This window comes from Amycolatopsis bullii (assembly GCF_014654205.1).
In the GTDB taxonomy this organism is placed as follows: domain Bacteria; phylum Actinomycetota; class Actinomycetes; order Mycobacteriales; family Pseudonocardiaceae; genus Amycolatopsis; species Amycolatopsis plumensis.
Genome location: NZ_BNAW01000018.1, coordinates 108769 through 125987 on the forward strand (window position 1 = coordinate 108769; position 17219 = coordinate 125987).

Below are 17219 nucleotides of genomic sequence, written 5' to 3' on the forward strand. Positions count from 1 at the left end.
CGGCCCTCGTGAGTGGTAAGGCGGGTTAGGAACCCGCCTTACCGCTCACGACCCGCGGGTCGATTTTCTAGAGCGCGTGACTCCACTGCTCCAGATGGGGCGTCCCCCACGCTCACGCCGCCACCCACACGGTTTCCCGCGAGGTGGCCGGGGAAATGCGAAATCAATTCCGTAATCCGCCGCTGCTCACAGCGGCATCCCCGCCTCCAGGTGGGCGACGGCGCGGTCGACGATCACCAGCGTGTCGGCCTCCGGGTCCGCCGCCGCGCCGAGGAACGCGGCCAGCACCACGCCGACCACCGCGCCGGCCCAGTTGCGGACCTCGAAGTCGTCCACGGGCCGGCCGGTGCGCCGCGCGGCCAGGCCGGCCAGCACGTCGATGCCCTCGGCGAACTTGTCCATCACCGCGCTGCGCAGCTCCGGCTCGCGGAACACGAGCCGCTGCCGCTGCCGTTCCCGCTCCCACTCCCCGGCGGGCAGCTGCTCGCGGATGAAGTTCATCGTCGCCCGCAGCGCGCCGATCGGGCTCAGCTCGGGCGGCTGCGCGACCGCGGCCTCGACGAGCAGCGGGTCGAACGGGTCGTAGAGCACCGTCGCCTCCTTCGTCGGGAAGTACCGGAAGAAGGTGCTGGGCGAGATCTCCGCCGCGGCCGCGATCTGGTCGACCGTCGTGGCGCTGTACCCCTGCTCGTCGAACAGCCGCAACGCGTGCCGCTGGATCGCGGCCCGCGTCTTGGCCTTCTTGCGCTCGCGCAGTCCTACGGGCTCGGTGGGCTCAGCCGGCGACGACGTCATGCTCCGATTCTCGCGGCTGCACGTCAGCCGCCGTCCGGCCGGGCAGGAACACCAGCGCGAGCAGCGCCCCGGCGACGCCGAGACCGGCGCACACCCACAGCGTCGCGGCCATGCCGTCGGTGAACGCGGCCCGCGCGGACGCGGCCAGCTCGGGCCGGTGCAGCTGCCCGGCCACGGCGACCGCACCGGAGGCGCTGCCGCGGACCACGTCGGCGACCGGCGCCGGCAGGCCACCGACGTCGACGCCGTCGCGGTAGCCGCTGTTGAGCACCGTGCCCAGCACGGCGACCCCGATGGTGCCGCCGACCTGGCGCAGCACCTGGATCAACGCCGAACCGGCGCCGGAACGGCCTTCGGTGAGCGCGCCCATCGCCATCGTCATCAGCGGCGGCAGCGTGGCCCCGGTGGCCAAGCCGATCACGAGCTCCCAGCCCACGGTGGCGCCGTAGCCACCCGACGGCGACGTCGTCGAACCCCACCCCAGCCCGGCCGCGAGCAGGCCGAACCCGCCCGCGACGACCGCGCGCACGCCGACCGCGGCGACCAGCCGTTCGGCGACCTTCGCCGACACCAGCATCCCGCCGATCAGCGGCAGCAGCCGGACGCCGGTCTGCAGCGCGTCGGCCCCCTGCACCGCCTGGAACAGCTGCGGCAGCACGAACAGCAGGCCCATCAGCGCGAAGGACGCGACCGTGGCCAGCACCGCGCCCCAGACGAACCGCGGCTCGCGGAACAGCGCGAGGTCGGTGAGGGGCGCGGCCACCCGCGTCTGCGCCCAGCAGAACACCGCGACCAGCGCGGCGCCCAGCCCGATCAGCCCGTACGTCACCGGATCGGCCCAGCCGTGCTCGCCGGCGTGCACGAAGCCGTAGGTGAGCGAGACCAGCCCCGCGGCCGAGAGCGCGATTCCCGTGAAGTCGATCCGGCCGCGACCGGAGCCGGGGGTGAGCGGCAGGAGGAACAGCACCGCGACGACACCGACGGCCGTCAGCGGGACGTTGATGAGGAACACCGAGCCCCACGCGAAGTGGTCGAGCAGCCAGCCGCCGAGCAGCGGCCCGAGCGGGATGCCGGCGAACATCGCCATCACCCAGGTCGTCAGGGCCTTCGCCCGCTCCTCCGGCGGGAACAGGATGTTCAGCAGCGAGAGCGAGAGCGGGATGAGGAACGCGGCGCCGACGCCGAGCCCGGCGCGGGCGGCGATCAGCTCGCCCGGGGAACCGGCGTAGGCGCACCACAGCGAAGCCAGCGGCCCTGCGGGCGAACGGCGAGCTCGGCGTGACCGGGCTGGTCATCGCGGTGATGTGCGCGGCGTCGATCCTCGGCGGCATCCTGCACGGCGCGGCGAAGCGGACGCTGCCGCAGGGCGTGCTGATGCTGCTGCTCGCGCTGCTGGTGGTGCCGGTCGGCCTGGCCGACCACCCGTGGTGGCTGCTGATGCTGGCGCTGATCCCGACCAACCTGCTGTGCGCTCCGACGCTGGCGGCCACGACCGAGACGGTCAGCAGGCTCGCTCCGGCGCAGGTCCGCGGCGAGGCGATGGGCCTGCAGGACTCGTTCACCCGGCTCGGCCTGGCCGTGGGCGGCCCGGTGGTCGGCTTCGCGATCGACCACTCGAGCCCGGAGTGGGGTTTCGCGGCGGCCGGCCTCGGCGGCCTGGTGATCGCCTCGGCCGGCCTGCTCCGCCGCCGGACCCCGGCGCCCGCCCCGGAACCGGAGCTGGCCGAAACCCTGCCGCGGCCCTCGTGAGTGGTGGCCTCGCTAACCGCAGGCGGCGCGGAGCGCGTCGAGCTTCGTGAGGTTGCGCTGCACCCACTGGGCCACGACGCCGGCGTCCTCGATGTGTTCCTTCTGTACCTGGACGTACGAGTCGGCCATGCCGAGCAGCGCGTTCTTTACGTCCTCGTCCTGGACGTGCCCCGCGAGCTCGCGCAGCCGTCGCTCCTTGTCCTCGGCGCGCGCCTGGAGCCGGGCCGGATCGACCAGCGGGTTCAGGTCGGCGAGCCCGAGTGCCTCGGTGCACGCCGCGACCTTGTCCGCCGTCCAGCCCCCCTGGTCGACCGCGTTGCCGACCTCGCTGCACCCGCTCAGCAGCAGTGCGGCCGAAGCCAGCAGCGCGGCCGTGATCCCACCCCTCGTCATGGCGCCAAGGTACCGTCAGCCCTTGACGCAGACCACCTGCTTGAGGTGCGCGACCACCTCGACGAGGTCCGTCTGCGCGCGGATCACCGTTTCGATGTCCTTGTACGCCGCCGGGATCTCGTCGACCACGCCGGAGTCCTTGCGGCACTCGACGCCGGCCGTCTGCGCCGCCAGGTCGTCGGCGGTGAAGAGCTTCTTCGCCTTGTTGCGCGACATCCGCCGCCCGGCGCCGTGCGAAGCCGACTGGAACGATGATTCGTTGCCCAGCCCGCGGACGATGTACGAACCGGTCCCCATGCTGCCCGGGATGATCCCGAGGTCACCCGATCCGGCGCGGATCGCGCCCTTCCGGGTGACGAGCAGCTCGACGCCGTCGTAGGTCTCCTCGGCGACGTAGTTGTGGTGGCACGAGATCGCGTCGTCGAAGGTGACCTGCGGGAGCTCGTCGCGCACCGCCTGCTTCACCAGCGCGACCATGGTGGCGCGGTTGCGCGCCGCGTAGTCCTGCGCCCAGAACAGGTCACGCCGGTAGGCCTGCATCTCCGGCGTGCCGGCGACGAACACCGCGAGGTCGGGATCGGGCAGGTCGGCGTTGTGCGGCAGCTTGCGCGCGACGGCCATGTGCCGCTCGGCCAGCTCCTTGCCGATGTTGCGCGAACCCGAGTGCAGCATCAGCCAGACCCGGCCCTCATCGGCGCCGCCCTGCTCGAGGCAGACCTCGATGAAGTGGTTCCCGCCGCCGAGGCTCCCGATCTGCCGCGCGGCCCGGTCGTGCAGCTCCTGGACGCCGCTGTGCAGCTGGCCGAACTGCTTCCAGAACGCGTCCCAGCCGCCGACGCCGTGCACCTTCGCCGGGTTCACGGGCGTCTTGTGCAGCCCGAAGCCGACGGGCACGGCGCTCTCGATGCGCCGGCGCAGCTTGCCGAGGTCGTCAGGCAGGTCCTTCGCCGTGAGCGACGTCCGGACAGCGCTCATCCCGCACCCGATGTCGACCCCGACGGCGGCGGGCGAGACGGCGTCACGCATGGCGATGACGCTGCCGACGGTGGCGCCCTTGCCGTAGTGGACGTCGGGCATCACGGCGACACCGTGCACCCACGGCAGGTTCGCGACGTTCTGCAGCTGCCGCATGGCCTGCTCTTCGACCGACGCGGGATCCGCCCACATCCGGATCGGGACGCGGGCGCCTTCGACAGCGGTGTACATGTTTTCCTCCCCTTGACCTGCTTACGGGGCTTAGGATCCCTCTCGAGAGCGAATCGGACAAGGCGATTTTCCGATCGTCCACTGTGGAGGGGGAACACGCATGCGCCTGCTGCCCGGCCCCGGGCCCGCCGCCCGGGGGCTGGTCCCGGACGCCGACCTGACCGCCGATCCGCACCACGCCGATCCCGAGGTGGCCGCCGCCCTCTCCGCCGCGCTGGCCGGGGACTGGCACCCCGCCGCCGAGCTCGTCGCCGCCCGGCACGGGGACTGGGACCGGCGCACCGCCGCCGTCGCCGCGCTGGCGACCGCCGCCACCACCGAGCGCCAGTGGCTGCGTGACTGGCTCGCCGAGCGGGACGGCGATCCCGACGCCACCGTTGTGCAGGCGGAGACCTTCGTCGCCCTGGCCTGGCAGCGGCGGGGCGCCGCGCGCGCCCGGCACACCAGCCGCCAGCAGTTCGGGCCCTACCTCCAGCTGCTGGAATACGCCCGGGACACCGCCTGGAAGGCGGCCGAACTCGCCGGCGCCGATCCGACGCCGTGGGCGACCCTCGTCACCGTCTGCAAGGGGCTCGAAGTCCGGTACCAGCCGTTCGACGGGATCTGGTCGGGTCTGCTCGTCCGCGCGCCCGCGCACCGTCCCGGCCACAACCGCGCCCTGCAGTACTGGTGCCCGAAGTGGCACGGCACCGAAGAACGCCTGCTCGACTTCGCGTCCGGCGCCGCGGCCATCGCGCCGTCGCTGACGCCCCTGCCCCTGCAGGCAGCCTTCGAAATGGCCATGGAGGGCACCCCGATCTGGCGCAGCAGGTACGTCCAGGAGGCCCTCGACACGGCCCTGCCCTGGTTGGACGGCGAAGGCGCCGACCACCCCGCCACCCGGGAAGACCGCGGCTACGCGATCTACGCACTGCACCACAACGGGCGCCACGACGAGGCCGTTGCCCAGTTCCGCAAGCTCGGCGGGCACGCCGACGGCTACGTCTGGAACTTCACGACCGACGTCACGCGGTCCGCGGATCCCGTCAAGCAGTTCGCCGCCCTGCGGTCCCAGACCTGCCGGAAAGCGGGCCGGGACGCGTGAAGGCCCCTCACCGAGGCTCGGTGAGGGGCCTTCAGAACGTCGTCAGAGCTGCTGGGCCACCAGCTCCGCGATCTGCACGGCGTTGAGGGCCGCACCCTTGCGCAGGTTGTCGTTCGAGATGAACAGCGCCAGTCCGCGGCCACCCTCGACACCCTGGTCCACGCGGATCCGGCCGACGTAGCTCGGGTCGTTGCCCGCCGCCTGCAGGGGGGTCGGGATCTCCGACAGCTCGACACCCGCCGCGTGCGTCAGCAGCTCCGTCGCCCGCTCCACCGACAGCGGCCGCTCGAACTCCGCGTTCACCGAGATCGAATGCCCCGAGAACACCGGCACGCGCACGCAGGTGCACGACACGCCGAGCCCCGGGATGCTCAGGATCTTGCGGCTCTCGTTGCGGAACTTCTTCTCCTCGTCCGTCTCCAGCTCACCGTCGTCCACAATGGACCCGGCCATCGGGAGGACGTTGAACGCGATCGGGCGGACGTACTTCTCCGGCTTCGGGAACTCGATCGCCGCGCCGTCGTGGGTCAGCAGGGCCGCGTGCTCCGCGGCGGCGCGCACCTGGCCCGCCAGCTCGTCGACGCCGGCCAGGCCACTGCCGGACACCGCCTGGTACGTCGACGCCACCAGCCGGACCAGGCCGGCCTCGTCGTGCAGCGGCTTCAGCACCGGCATCGCGGCCATCGTCGTGCAGTTGGGGTTCGCGATGATCCCCTTCCGCGCCTCCTTGACGGCCTCCGGGTTCACCTCGCTGACGACCAGCGGCACGTCCGGGTCCATCCGGAACGCCGAAGAGTTGTCGATCACCGTGACCCCGGCCGCCGCGAACCGCGGGGCCTGCGCCTTCGACGTCGACCCGCCCGCGGAGAACAGCGCGATGTCCAAACCGGACACGTCCGCCGTCGAGGCGTCCTCGACCGTGATTTCCGTGTCACGCCAGGGAAGCTTCGATCCCGCCGAGCGCGCCGAAGCGAAGTAGCGCAGCTCGGCGACCGGGAACTCCCGCTCCGCCAGCAGCTTGCGCATCACCGCACCGACCTGGCCGGTCGCGCCGACCACCCCGACCCGCAGCCCGTCCGCCATCAGCGACCACTCCCCGCGTAGACGACGGCTTCTTCGTCGCCGCCGAGTTCGAACGCCTCGTGGATCGCGCGCACGGCGTCGTCGAGCTGCGCGTCCCGGATCAGCACCGAGATGCGGATCTCCGAGGTGTTGATGATTTCGATGTTGACGCCGGCCTCGGCCAGCGCTTCGCAGAACGTCGCCGTGACACCCGGGTGCGAGCGCATCCCGGCGCCGACCAGCGACACCTTGCCGACGTGGTCGTCGTAGAGGACCGACTCGAAGCCGATCTCCGCCTTGACCTTCTCCAGTTCCTTGACGGCCTTGGCGCCGTTGGCCTTCGACAGCGTGAACGTGATGTCCGTGCGGCCGGAGACGGTGCTGGACACGTTCTGCAGCACCATGTCGATGTCGATCTCGGCGTCGGCGATCACGCGGAAGATCCGGGCCGCGGCACCGGTGTGGTCCGGCACCCCGGTCACCGTGATCTTGGCTTCGGAGCGGTCGTGCGCCACACCGGTGATCAGGGCTTGTTCCACGGGGATCTCCTCGATAGAACCGGTCACCGTCGTGCCCGGCTTGTCGCTGTAGGAAGAACGGACTCGGATCGGGACGCCGTAGCGGCGCGCGTACTCGACCGAGCGCAGGTGCAGGATCTTCGACCCGCTCGCGGCGAGCTCGAGCATCTCTTCGTAGGTGACGGTGTCGAGCTTGCGCGCGTCCGGCACCACCCGCGGGTCGGCCGTGTACACACCGTCCACATCGGAGTAGATCTCGCAGACGTCGGCGTTCAGCGCGGCGGCCAGCGCGACGGCGGTGGTGTCCGAGCCGCCGCGGCCCAGCGTGGTGATGTCCTTGGTGTCCTGCGCGACGCCCTGGAAGCCGGCGACCAGCGCGACGTAGCCCTGCTCGAGCGCCTCGGTGACCCGGCTCGGGGTGACGTCGATGATGCGCGCGTTGCCGTGCACCGACGTCGTGACGACGCCGGCCTGCGAACCGGTGAACGACCAGGCCTCGGCGCCCTGGGCCGCGATCGCCATCGCGACCAGCGAGTTCGAGATGCGCTCACCGGCGGTGAGCAGCATGTCCATCTCCCGCTCCGGCGGCGCCGGGTTGACCTGCTGCGCCAGGTCGAGCAGCTCGTCGGTGGTGTCACCCATCGCCGAGCAGACGACGACGACGTCGTTGCCCGCCTTCTTCGTCGCGACGATCCGCTCCGCCACGCGCTTGATCCGGTCGGCACTTTCCAGCGACGATCCGCCGTACTTCTGGACCACGAGGGCCACGCCCGAACCTCCTCGCGGGCCGGGCGGCTCCCTGGTGGGCACCGGAGAGCCCCCGCGTCCCATGATTTGAACTGGAGCCTACCGGGGCCGCGGCGGGCTGCCACCCTCTTGACGTGGGGCGCACCCGTCCGGCGGCGGTCTCGGAAGTAAATCTTCCGCGATGCCAACGGAATGCGCGGAGCCCTTCCGTCCGAGTGATGCAGCGCACGCCTGGGTAGGGTCGGGGTCGTGCGGAAACCAGCTGTGACGAGCGTCCCGATCGCAACCCTGATGGCGGAACGGTGGAGCCCGCGGGCCTACGACTCGTCCGCCGTGGTGACCCCGGACCAGGTGCGGGCGCTGCTGGAGGCGGCCCGCTGGGCGCCGTCGTTCGGCAACACCCAGCCGGCCCGCTACCTGGTGGGCGTCCGCGGCACGCCGTCGTTCGACGCGATCTTGAGCACCTTGAATTCGGGCAACCAGGCCTGGGCGCACCGGGCGAGCCTGCTGCTGATCGGCGTGATGGTGACGACGAACGAGAAGGGCTCGGTGCCGTACGCGGAGTACGGGCTCGGGCTGGCGTCGGAGAACCTCGTGCTGCAGGCGGTCGAGCTGGGCTTGATCGCGCACCAGATGGCGGGCTTCTCCCCGGACGCGGTGCGCGCGGCCTTCTCGCTGCCGGAGGACGCGGTCCCGAAGGTGGCGATCGCGGTGGGGTCGGCGGCGTCGCCGGACGTCCTCGAGGAGGACTGGCGGATCGAGCGCGAGAAGGCGGACCGCGTGCGGCTGCCGCTGGAGGAGTTCGCCTTCACCGGCAAGTGGGGCGAGCCGGCGCTATGACGCCCCGCCCACGCGGCGGATGACCTTGGCCAGGATCCCCGACACGACCATCCAGAAGATGGCCGCGATCCCGTAGTTCACCAGCACGCGCAGCTTCTCGTCACTCGGCGTGAACAGGTCACCGAAGCCGAGGGCGAGGCTGTCCGCCCAGGACTTCACGAACGAGACGATGCCGTTCGCCGGGTTCGCCGAGCCGACCGTGAAGATCACGTGGATCACCAGGAACGCGGCGAAGATCAAGCCCACCCAGCGGACGATCGACGCCACCAGCGAGGCCACCTTGCCCCCGGTCTGGCGCCAGTCGACGGCGGCGCGCCGCGAAACGCGCGTTTCCTCCGACGACGACTCTGCGTGCTCACCCATGCCCGCAGTTTCGCACGGTGTCCCGCCGATTGCTACCCACAAGTAACTGACCGGGTAACAGTTCCACCACGGCCCGGCTTCCCTCCGCGCCCGTTCGCTGGTTATGGTGGGGCCGTGGCGCGTGCTCTCCTGCTTCGCTGCCGCGACGGGGCCTGACCGGACCGGCTCCCCGTCGCGGGGCTTCGTGGTGCCGGTCGCACCCGTCGATCTGGAGACACCCCAAATCCCATGAGCAAGATCCGCAAGCCTTCTCGCCCGGCGCCCGCCGACCAGCCCGCCTGGAACACCCAGCGCGGCACGTCCATGCCGGTCCACCGCTACCGCCCCTGGTACGAGCTGGTCGAGAACATCGACCTGCCCGACCGCACCTGGCCCGAAAAGCGCATCGAACGCGCGCCGCTGTGGTGCGCCGTCGACCTGCGTGACGGCAACCAGGCCCTGATCGATCCGATGTCGCCCGCGCGCAAGCGGAAGTTCTTCGACCTGCTGGTCCGCATGGGCTACAAGGAGATCGAGGTCGGCTTCCCGGCCGCGTCGCAGACGGACTTCGACTTCGTCCGCGAAATCATCGAAGAGCACGCCATCCCGGACGACGTCAGCATCCAGGTGCTGACCCAGTGCCGTCCCGAGCTGATCGAGCGGACGTTCCAGTCCTTGGAAGGCGCCCCGCGGGCGATCGTCCACATCTACAACTCGACCTCGATCCTGCAGCGTCGCGTGGTCTTCCGCGAGGAGCGCGAGGGCATCAAGAAGATCGCGACGCAGGCCGCGGAGATGGTCGTCGAGCTGGCCGCGAAGCAGCCGGACACCGACTTCCGGTTCCAGTACTCGCCGGAGTCCTACACCGGCACCGAGCTGTCCTACGCGCTCGAGGTCTGCAACGCCGTCACCGAGATCTGGCAGCCGACGCCGGAGAAGCCGGTGATCCTGAACCTGCCCGCGACCGTCGAGATGGCCACCCCGAACGTCTACGCCGACTCGATCGAGTGGATGAGCCGGAACCTGGCCCGCCGCGACTCGGTGATCCTGTCGCTGCACCCGCACAACGACCGCGGCACCGGCATCGCCGCCGCCGAGCTGGGCTACCAGGCCGGCGCGGACCGGATCGAAGGCTGCCTGTTCGGCAACGGCGAGCGCACCGGCAACGTCGACCTGGTCGCGCTGGGCATGAACCTCTACAGCCAGGGCATCGACCCGCAGATCGACTTCTCCGACATGGACGAGATCAAGCGGACGGTCGAGTACTGCAACCAGCTGCCGGTGGGCGAGCGCTCGCCGTGGGGCGGCGACCTGGTCTTCACCGCGTTCTCCGGCAGCCACCAGGACGCGATCAACAAGGGTCTCGACGCGATGAAGGACGCCGCGGACAAGGCGGGCGTACCGGTCGACGAGCACCCGTGGGAGGTCCCGTACCTGCCGATCGACCCGAAGGACGTCGGCCGCACGTACGAGGCCGTGATCCGGGTGAACTCGCAGTCCGGCAAGGGCGGCGTCGCCTACATCATGAAGGCCGAGCACCAGCTCGACCTCCCGCGGCGGCTGCAGATCGAGTTCTCGAAGGTCATCCAGCGCTACACCGACACCGAGGGCGGCGAGGTCGACCCGACGACGATGTACAACGCCTTCTCGGCCGAGTACCTGGAGCTGAAGACGCCGCTGGAGCTGGTCCGCCAGCACGTCCGCGACAACGGCGACGGCGAGTACGACATCACCGCGACCGTGCGCGTGGAGGGTGACGAGCACGAGGTCACCGGCCGCGGCAACGGCCCGATCGCGGCGTTCTTCGACGCGCTGTCGACGGTCGGGTACGACCTGCGCCTGCTGGACTACAGCGAGCACACGCTCTCGCCGGGCGACGACGCGCGAGCGGCGTCGTACATCGAGTGCGCGATCTCCGACCGCGTGTTCTGGGGCATCGGCATCGACCCGTCGATCGTCACCGCGTCGCTGCGCGCGGTCGTCTCGGCGGTGAACCGCGCCAACCGGTAGCCGGTGAAGGCCGAGCGGCTGGTCGCGCTGTTGTTCACGCTGCAACGGCGGCGCAGCGCGACCGCCGCCGAGCTCGCCGCCGAGCTCGGCGTTTCCGAACGGACGATGCACCGCGACCTGGCGGCCCTGCGCGACGCGGGCGTTCCCCTGTGGACGGAGCCGGGGCGCCACGGCGGCTTCCGCCTGGTCGACGGCTGGCGCTCCGGGCTCGACGGCTTGACGGCGCGCGAGGCCGTCGCGCTGTTCGCGCTGGGCGTGCCGTCCGCGCTCGCGGGACTCGGCCTGGACACGGCGAGCAGCGCGGCGCGGGCGAAGGTGGCCGCGGGCATGCCCGCCGAGCTGCGCGAACACGCGGCTTTGGTGGCGGGACGGTTCCACCTGGACGCCCCGGGCTGGTTCGGCTCGCCGGACGAGCCGCCCGCGCTGGCGGCGGTGGCGCAGGCGGTCTGGGCCCAGCGGCGGGTGTCGGTGTCCTACCGGCGCCGGGACAAGGTGGCCTCGCGCGAGCTGGAACCGCTGGGGCTCGTGCTGAAGGCGGGCATCTGGTACCTCGTGGCGCGGGTGGTCACGGACGATGCTTTGCGGACGTACCGGGTCTCACGAATCCTCTCGGTGGCCTCTTCGGACGTGCCTTTCGACCGGCCCCCGGACTTCGACCTGGCGAGCTGGTGGCACTCGTCGTCGGCGGAGTTCGAGCAGGTGGCGCGGCCGGTGCGGGTCCGGGCCCGGCTGGACCGGACGGCGGTGCGGGAGCTGCGCCGGGTGTTCGGCGGGGAGCACCTGGCGGACACGGTGGTTTCGCTGGGGCCGCCGGGCGACGACGGCTGGGCCGAGGCCGAGCTCGCCCTGGAAGGGGACGAGATCGGCCTCGGCCAGCTGGTCGCGTTGAGCCCGGGGGTGGAGGTGCTGGAGCCGGCTTCGCTGCGGGCGGCGCTGGCCGGGATCGGCGCGGAGCTCGCCGCCCGCAACGCTCAGCGGTAACCGGTCGACTGGCAGCTTGGGGCCCACCACCCCGAAGCCGAGCCCCGCCCAGCGGCCCGTCAGCGGTAACCGGTCGTGTCGGCCGGCTTCCCCGCGTCCGCGACCTCCCGCATGTACCGCCACGCGTCCGGGCGGCTGCCGTCCACGTCGTCCACTCCGTACTCCCTCGCCAGCTGGCCGCTGCTCACCGTCTGGCCCGACCAGCGCTCTCGCGAGGGGTCCGCGGCCAGCGCCACCACCGTGCGCCCGCAGAACGTCGGCGTCTCCGAGATCGCGAAGTGCGGCACCCGCGCGCACGCGTCTCGCCAGTTCTCCTCCGTCACCCCGTAGTGCTCCAGCATCGCCTCCGACCGCAGGTACCCCGGGGTGAACGCGACCGCGGTCGCCCCGAACGAAGCCAGCTCGGCCGCCTCGCCGATCGCCAGCAGGTGCGCCGACGCCTTCGCCAGGTAAAACGGCAGCGAAGTGCCTTCGCGGTACTTCGCGTTGTACTCGGCCGTCCCGTCGGTCAGCTCGACGACCAGCCCGCCCGGGCGGGCGATCAGCCGCGGGAGCAGGAAGTGACTGGTGATCAGGTGCGCGTCGATGCCGAGGCGGATCATGCGCAGGCCCGCCTCGAGGTCGTGCTCCCACACCGGCTTGCCCCAGCCCAGGTGCTGGTCGCCGCCCCAGAGGCCGTCGATCAGGATGTCCAGGGGGCCGACTCGCTCGGCCAGTGCCGAGACCTCCGAAGGCACCAGGTGGTCGACGCGGATCGCCTCCGCCTCGCCGCCCGCCTTCTCGATCAGCTCGGCCGTTTCTTCGATGGTCTCGGGACGGTCCACTTCGGAGCGTCCCGCCCGGCTGGTCCGGCCGGTCACGTACACGAAGGCGCCCGCTCGGCCCAGTTCCACGGCGATCGCCCGGCTCGCGCCGCGCGTGCCGCCCGCCACCAGGGCGACTTTTCCGGAAAGTGCGTTCATGCACCCCAGCCTCACGGCTAACCATGACAACTCCTGGCATGGTTTCGGCGAGTCTGTGGACGAGCTGTCGGGTTGCTGTGAGTCCCCGCCGATCGGGAGTGCTTCGTCAGGAGCAAGCGGTTAATGGAGGTGTGGACGGATCGACGGCGGGACTGCTGGTGCTGTTCGTCGTCTCGCTCGTGCCGCTGCTGCCGACCGAGGTGACCCTCCTCGGCATGGGTATCTCGGCGGCACAGGGCGGGACGTCGCTGGCGCTGGTGATCGCCGTGGCGAGTGCCGGGTGCCTGGCGTCCGACCAAGCGCTCTACGCCCTCGGCCGGTTCGGTGGCCGGGCGGCGCTGGACCGGCTGAGCCGGCGGCGGAAGATCGCCGCCGGCCTCGGCTGGCTCGACGGGCGGCTGCAGCGCCATCCCCGGCCGGTGCTGGTGGTCGCCCGCTGGCTGCCGTCGGGCGGGACGCTGGGCGCCCTCTTCGCCGGATCGCTCCGGTGGCCGATGACGGAGTTCTTCACCGCCTCGGCCGTCGGCGTCACACTCTGGACGTCGTACGTGGCCTTCCTCGGCTACGCCGGCGGCCGGATCGTCACCGAACCCGGGATCAGCCTGCTGCTCTCCCTGGCTGTGGCCCTGATCCTGGGTTCGGTGATCACCTACGGCGTGAAACGGTCCGCTACAGCGCCTTGAGGATGTCCGCCGGTTCGGTCCGCGTGACGAAGTCCGGGTGGACGTCGATGAAGCGGATCACCCGGTCCTGGCCGGCCACGACGACCGCCGGGTGAACCAGGTCCCAGCTGCCGTTGACCTTCTCGAGGTCGGTGCCCAGCGTCTTCATCGCCTCGCGCACGACATCGGAAACCGGGTAGCTCAACCCGAGGCTCCGCCCCACGGTGCTGCCGACGTCCGAAAGCACGGGGAACGCCAGGTCCGGCGCCGGCCCGTCCGGCTTCTGCGGGCTGATCGCCGCCAGGGTCGCGCCGCGCTTCTCCAGCTCGGGCAGCAGTTCCTGCTGGTAGGTGCGCAGCGTCAGGTTGCAGTACGGGCACCACTGGCCGCGGTAGAACACGAGCACCGCCGGCCCGTCGGCCACGAGCTCGGCCAAGCTGGTCGCCGCACCGTCGGCTCCCGGCAGCGTGAAGTCCTCGATCTTGTCGCCCACCTCGGCGAAGTCCGTCGCGGCACGGCGCCGGTCCGCGTCGAGGATTTCGGCGAGCTCCGGCGGCAGGGCGCCGCGGAGCTGGGTGTTCAGCCCGGTCAGGGCGGTTTCGAGCGTCATGGATCCCCCAAGCTGTTTGTACTGATCGGTACAGTGAGGCGAACTGTACTATTCAGTACATGGAGACGCAAGCGGCTTCGACCCCGCGCGGCAAGCGGACCCGCGACGCGATCGTCGACGCGGCGGCGGGACTGATGTACGTCGACGGCGTCGCGGGCACCAGCGTCGACAAGGTGCTCGCCGCGAGCGGGGCCGGGAAATCGCAGATGTACCACTACTTCAAGAACAAGGAACAGCTGGTCGAGGCCGTGATCGACCGGTATCTCGAGCAGATCCTCGGCAATCAGCCCGCGATCTTCACGCTGTCTTCCTGGGCCGATCTCGAGACGTGGACCGAGCAGCTGCTCGACGTCCACCGCCGTGCGGGAGGGCCGATCGCGTGCCCGCTGGGCAACCTCGCCGGCGAGGTCGGCGACAACCCGAAGCTCGCCCCGCTGGTCGACCAGGCCTACCGGACGTGGGAGTCCCACCTGGAACGCGGACTGAAAGCGTTGCAGGACAACGGCGAGCTCGCTCCGGACGCCGATCCGGCGAGGCTCGCGCAGGCGGCGATGACGTCCGTCCAAGGGGGACTGCTGCTGGCCCACATCCGGCACGACCTCACGGCCCTGGAGGACGCGCTGGGCATCGCGCTGGCCTACCTCCGCACCCACGCCACACGTCGTGAGTGAGAAACAGGGTTAGCACACTGTTTCTCACTCACGAGGCGGTGAGCTGGGCGACCTCCGCGCGCAGTTCCTCGATCACCTTGGCCACCGCCGGCCGCTGCAGCGCGCCGGTGCGGCACACCGCCTCGACCAGGCGGGCCGCGCGGATTCCGGCGAGCGGCCGCCCGACCAGGCCGCTGTCGCGGCCGGTGTTCATCGTGTACCGCGGCAGCAGCGCGATGCCGTGGCCCGCGGCGACCAGCCGCTCGGTGATCCGGAAGTCGTTGATCCGCTGCACCACGACCGGCCGCACGCCGGTGCGGATGGTCAGCGAGCGCAGCACGTCGTCCACCGGGAAGCCGAAGTCGACGCTGATCCAGCGTTCGTCCGCCAGCTCGGCCAGCTCGACGCGGCGCTGGTTCGCCAGCCGGTGCCCGGCCGGGAGCGCGACGTCGAGCGGCTCGCGCAGCAGGGGCACCACCTCGAGGCGGCCGGAGTCGAACTCCGGTGCGTGCTCGTCGCGGTGCGCCACGACGATGTCGTAGTCCGCGACCAGGCCGGGCACCTCCGGCGGCGTCATGTCGACGTCCCGGACGTCGACCTCCAGGCCGTCGTACCCGGCGACGCGGGACAGCAGCCCCGGCAGCAGCATCAGGCCGGCCGACTGGAAGATCGCGATCCGCACCCGCCCGCGCGGCGCGCTGCGGTAGGTGTCCAATTCGGACTCGGCCCGTTCGAGCGCGGCGAGCACCTCGTCGGCGCGGGCGACCAGCGCGCGGCCCGCGTCGGTCAGCCGCAGGCCGCGGCCGGCCGGCTCGGTGAGCGGCAGGCCGACCTCGCCCTGCAACGCGCGCAGCTGCTGCGAGACCGCGGACGGCGTGCAGTGCAGCGCCCGCGCGGCCGCCGTCACGCTCCCGCGGTCGGCGAACTCCCGCAGCGTGCGCAGCCGGCCCAGATCCACGCCGCCACTGTACTTGAAGCGCTGCTACAAGGTTCCTGCAGATATTCTCGCTGGTTCTTCACGGTCGCCGTTGACACAGTGGAGGCATGCCCGCTCGTGACCGTTTGCTCGCCGTGCTCGTCGCCGTCCTCTGGGGCCTCAACTTCCTGGCCATCCACGCCACGCTCGGCCAGTTCCCGCCGGTGTTCGCGGGCGCGCTGCGGTTCGCCGTGATCGCCGTCCCGACGATCCTGTTCGTCCCGTGGCCGAAGGTGAAGGTGCGGCACCTGCTCGGCTACGGCCTGGGCTTCGGCACCGGGCAGTTCGCGTTCCTGTTCATCGCGATGGACACCGGGATGCCGACCGGGCTCGCGTCGCTGGTGCTGCAGGCGTCGGCGCCGTTCACGGTGCTGCTCGGCGCGGTCTTCCTGCGCGAACGCGTCACGCCGCACCAACTGGGCGGCATCGCGCTGGCCGTGGCCGGCATGGTCGCGATCGCGTGGCAGCAGTCCGGGCACGCCGCGCTGCTGCCGATGGTCCTGACCCTGCTGGCCGCGCTGAGCTGGGCGTTCGGCAACCTGAGCACGCGCAAGGCCGAGCCGGACAACCCGCTGCACTTCACGCTGTGGATGTCGGTGGTGCCGCCGCTGCCGATGTTCGCGCTTTCGCTGGTCATGGAGGGCCCGGCCGCGCAGTGGCGCTCGCTGACGACGCTCGGCACGCCGACCGGGCTGACCGCACTCGGCGGGCTGACCTACGTGGTGCTGATCGGCACGGTCGTCGGATCGGGCCTGTGGACGACCCTGATGCGCCGCAACCCGGCCGGCGTCGTGTCGCCGTTCTCGCTGCTGGTGCCGGTGGTCGGGCTGACGGCGTCGTTCCTGTTCCTGGGCGAGCGGCCGACCTGGCTGGAGGTCGGCGCCGCCGTCGTCGTGATCGCCGGGGTGCTGCTCGGCTCGCTCCGGTTCGCGCCGAAGCGGGAGCTCGTCACGGTTTAGGCGGCGGTCTCTTCCTGCTTCGGGGTTTCCGCGTCGGCCTTGTGCTCGCGGCCGAGGCGCTTCTTCATGACGACGAAGACCACGGCGCCGATGATGACGGCGGCCACCAGGCCGTACTTGGAGAAGCCGCCCAGCCACTTCTCGGCGGCCTCGCCGACGTAGTAGATGAGGGCGGTGGTGCCGCCGGCCCAGGCGATGCCGCCGAGCGCGTTGGCGATCAGGAACTTCGGGTAGTGCATGCGCAGCGACCCGGCGAGCGGCCCGGCGAGGATCCGCAGGAACGCGATGAACCGGCCGAAGAACACGGCCCACATGCCGCGTTTGTTGAAGATCCGTTCGGCGTTGGCGATGTGCGTCGGCCCGAAGTGCTTCGGGAATTTCCGGCCGGCCCAGGCGAACAGCCGTTGCCCCCCGGTTTTCCCGATCAGGTAGCCGATGCTGTCGCCGATGATGGCCCCGGCACTCGCCACGACGCCGACCCACAACGGGCTGAGATCGGGGTGGCTCAGCGTGAGCAGGGCGGCGCTGACCAGCACGACTTCGCCGGGCAGCGGAATGCCGAGGCTCTCGATCATGATCACCGCACCGACGATCAGGTACACCGAGAGCGGCGGGATCGCCTCCAGCCATTGGTCGATGTGCACAGCCCGTACCCCCTGGTACCTACGTCGGA

General features: G+C 71.2%; 18 protein-coding genes and 1 pseudogene. 8 read left to right on the forward strand and 11 right to left on the reverse strand.

Translation table 11 applies throughout. From position 1 onward, the window contains the following. Window positions 1–186: 186 nt before the first annotated feature. Window positions 187–795, reverse strand: a complete 609-nt coding sequence (locus tag IE317_RS21450; protein ID WP_191312736.1) for an acyl-CoA-like ligand-binding transcription factor — start codon at window positions 793–795, stop codon at window positions 187–189. Then, window positions 776–2044: an MFS transporter gene (locus IE317_RS21455; protein WP_308443404.1), complete on the reverse strand. Its 1269-nt coding sequence runs from the start codon at window positions 2042–2044 to the stop codon at window positions 776–778. The genes IE317_RS21450 and IE317_RS21455 overlap by 20 nt, the downstream gene beginning before the upstream one ends. Between IE317_RS21455 and IE317_RS21460 the strand changes: the two are divergent. After that, window positions 2044–2544: pseudogene (locus IE317_RS21460) on the forward strand (MFS transporter); the annotation flags it as partial. The gene IE317_RS21455 and the pseudogene IE317_RS21460 sit on opposite strands and share 1 nt — an antisense overlap. 12 nt (window positions 2545–2556) lie before the next feature. On the opposite strand, the gene IE317_RS21465 reads toward IE317_RS21460, so the two are convergent. Both IE317_RS21465 and IE317_RS21470 read right to left on the reverse strand, forming a co-directional pair. Then, the gene (locus IE317_RS21465; RefSeq protein WP_191312738.1) at window positions 2557–2937 is read right to left on the reverse strand and encodes a hypothetical protein; all 381 of its coding nucleotides are present in this window, start codon (window positions 2935–2937) and stop codon (window positions 2557–2559) included. Between the two features lie 15 nt (window positions 2938–2952). Then, on the reverse strand, window positions 2953–4143 hold the full coding sequence (locus IE317_RS21470) for an RtcB family protein (protein WP_191312740.1): 1191 nt from the start codon (window positions 4141–4143) through the stop codon (window positions 2953–2955). A gap of 100 nt (window positions 4144–4243) precedes the next feature. Here IE317_RS21470 and IE317_RS21475 point away from each other — a divergent pair, with 100 nt between their 5' ends. Beyond that, window positions 4244–5227 carry a DUF4034 domain-containing protein gene (locus tag IE317_RS21475; RefSeq protein WP_191312742.1) on the forward strand — a complete coding sequence of 328 codons (984 nt, stop codon included), beginning with the start codon at window positions 4244–4246 and terminating at the stop codon, window positions 5225–5227. A gap of 42 nt (window positions 5228–5269) precedes the next feature. On the opposite strand, the gene IE317_RS21480 is transcribed toward IE317_RS21475, so the two are convergent. Together IE317_RS21480 and IE317_RS21485 are read right to left on the reverse strand one after the other, a co-directional pair. Further along, window positions 5270–6310, reverse strand: a complete 1041-nt coding sequence (locus tag IE317_RS21480; protein WP_191312743.1) for an aspartate-semialdehyde dehydrogenase — start codon at window positions 6308–6310, stop codon at window positions 5270–5272. Further along, window positions 6310–7575, reverse strand: coding sequence for an aspartate kinase (locus tag IE317_RS21485; protein ID WP_191312745.1), 1266 nt, complete (start codon window positions 7573–7575; stop codon window positions 6310–6312). The genes IE317_RS21480 and IE317_RS21485 overlap by 1 nt, the downstream gene beginning before the upstream one ends. Window positions 7576–7803: 228 nt before the next feature. Between IE317_RS21485 and IE317_RS21490 the strand changes: the two genes are divergently transcribed. Beyond that, complete coding sequence (locus IE317_RS21490) at window positions 7804–8394, forward strand: nitroreductase family protein (RefSeq protein WP_229902829.1); 591 nt, start codon at window positions 7804–7806, stop codon at window positions 8392–8394. Here the strand turns inward: IE317_RS21490 and IE317_RS21495 are convergent. Next, the gene (locus IE317_RS21495; RefSeq protein ID WP_191312747.1) at window positions 8389–8757 is read right to left on the reverse strand and encodes a hypothetical protein; all 369 of its coding nucleotides are present in this window, start codon (window positions 8755–8757) and stop codon (window positions 8389–8391) included. The two genes, IE317_RS21490 and IE317_RS21495, sit on opposite strands and share 6 nt — an antisense overlap. Before the next feature lie 228 nt (window positions 8758–8985). Here IE317_RS21495 and leuA point away from each other — a divergent pair, with 228 nt between their 5' ends. Both leuA and IE317_RS21505 read left to right on the forward strand, forming a co-directional pair. Next, entirely contained in the window at window positions 8986–10746 is a 1761-nt protein-coding gene (leuA, locus tag IE317_RS21500) for a 2-isopropylmalate synthase (RefSeq protein ID WP_191312749.1), read from the forward strand. A gap of 3 nt (window positions 10747–10749) precedes the next feature. Continuing rightward, window positions 10750–11727: a helix-turn-helix transcriptional regulator gene (locus tag IE317_RS21505; protein ID WP_191312750.1), complete on the forward strand. Its 978-nt coding sequence runs from the start codon at window positions 10750–10752 to the stop codon at window positions 11725–11727. Window positions 11728–11786: 59 nt separating this feature from the next. Here IE317_RS21505 and IE317_RS21510 read toward each other — a convergent pair whose 3' ends face one another. Next, a complete protein-coding gene (locus tag IE317_RS21510; protein WP_191312752.1) occupies window positions 11787–12689 on the reverse strand; it encodes an SDR family oxidoreductase in 903 nt (300 codons plus the stop codon). 131 nt (window positions 12690–12820) lie between these two features. Here IE317_RS21510 and IE317_RS21515 point away from each other — a divergent pair, with 131 nt between their 5' ends. After that, complete coding sequence (locus IE317_RS21515; RefSeq protein ID WP_191312754.1) at window positions 12821–13372, forward strand: DedA family protein; 552 nt, start codon at window positions 12821–12823, stop codon at window positions 13370–13372. Here the strand turns inward: IE317_RS21515 and IE317_RS21520 are convergent. After that, window positions 13359–13961: a peroxiredoxin-like family protein gene (locus IE317_RS21520; RefSeq protein WP_191312756.1), complete on the reverse strand. Its 603-nt coding sequence runs from the start codon at window positions 13959–13961 to the stop codon at window positions 13359–13361. The genes IE317_RS21515 and IE317_RS21520 overlap by 14 nt on opposite strands. A 59-nt stretch (window positions 13962–14020) precedes the next feature. On the opposite strand from IE317_RS21520, the gene IE317_RS21525 reads away from it, so the two are divergent. Then, complete coding sequence (locus tag IE317_RS21525; RefSeq protein ID WP_191312758.1) at window positions 14021–14632, forward strand: TetR/AcrR family transcriptional regulator; 612 nt, start codon at window positions 14021–14023, stop codon at window positions 14630–14632. Window positions 14633–14660: 28 nt separating this feature from the next. Here the strand turns inward: IE317_RS21525 and IE317_RS21530 are convergent, their stop codons facing one another. Next, window positions 14661–15569 carry a LysR family transcriptional regulator gene (locus IE317_RS21530; protein ID WP_191312760.1) on the reverse strand — a complete coding sequence of 303 codons (909 nt, stop codon included), beginning with the start codon at window positions 15567–15569 and terminating at the stop codon, window positions 14661–14663. Window positions 15570–15655: 86 nt separating this feature from the next. Here IE317_RS21530 and IE317_RS21535 point away from each other — a divergent pair, with 86 nt between their 5' ends. Then, entirely contained in the window at window positions 15656–16546 is an 891-nt protein-coding gene (locus tag IE317_RS21535) for an EamA family transporter (RefSeq protein WP_191312762.1), read from the forward strand. On the opposite strand, the gene IE317_RS21540 is transcribed toward IE317_RS21535, so the two are convergent. Beyond that, a complete protein-coding gene (locus IE317_RS21540) occupies window positions 16543–17190 on the reverse strand; it encodes a DedA family protein (protein ID WP_191312764.1) in 648 nt (215 codons plus the stop codon). The two genes, IE317_RS21535 and IE317_RS21540, sit on opposite strands and share 4 nt — an antisense overlap. Window positions 17191–17219: the final 29 nt, after the last annotated feature.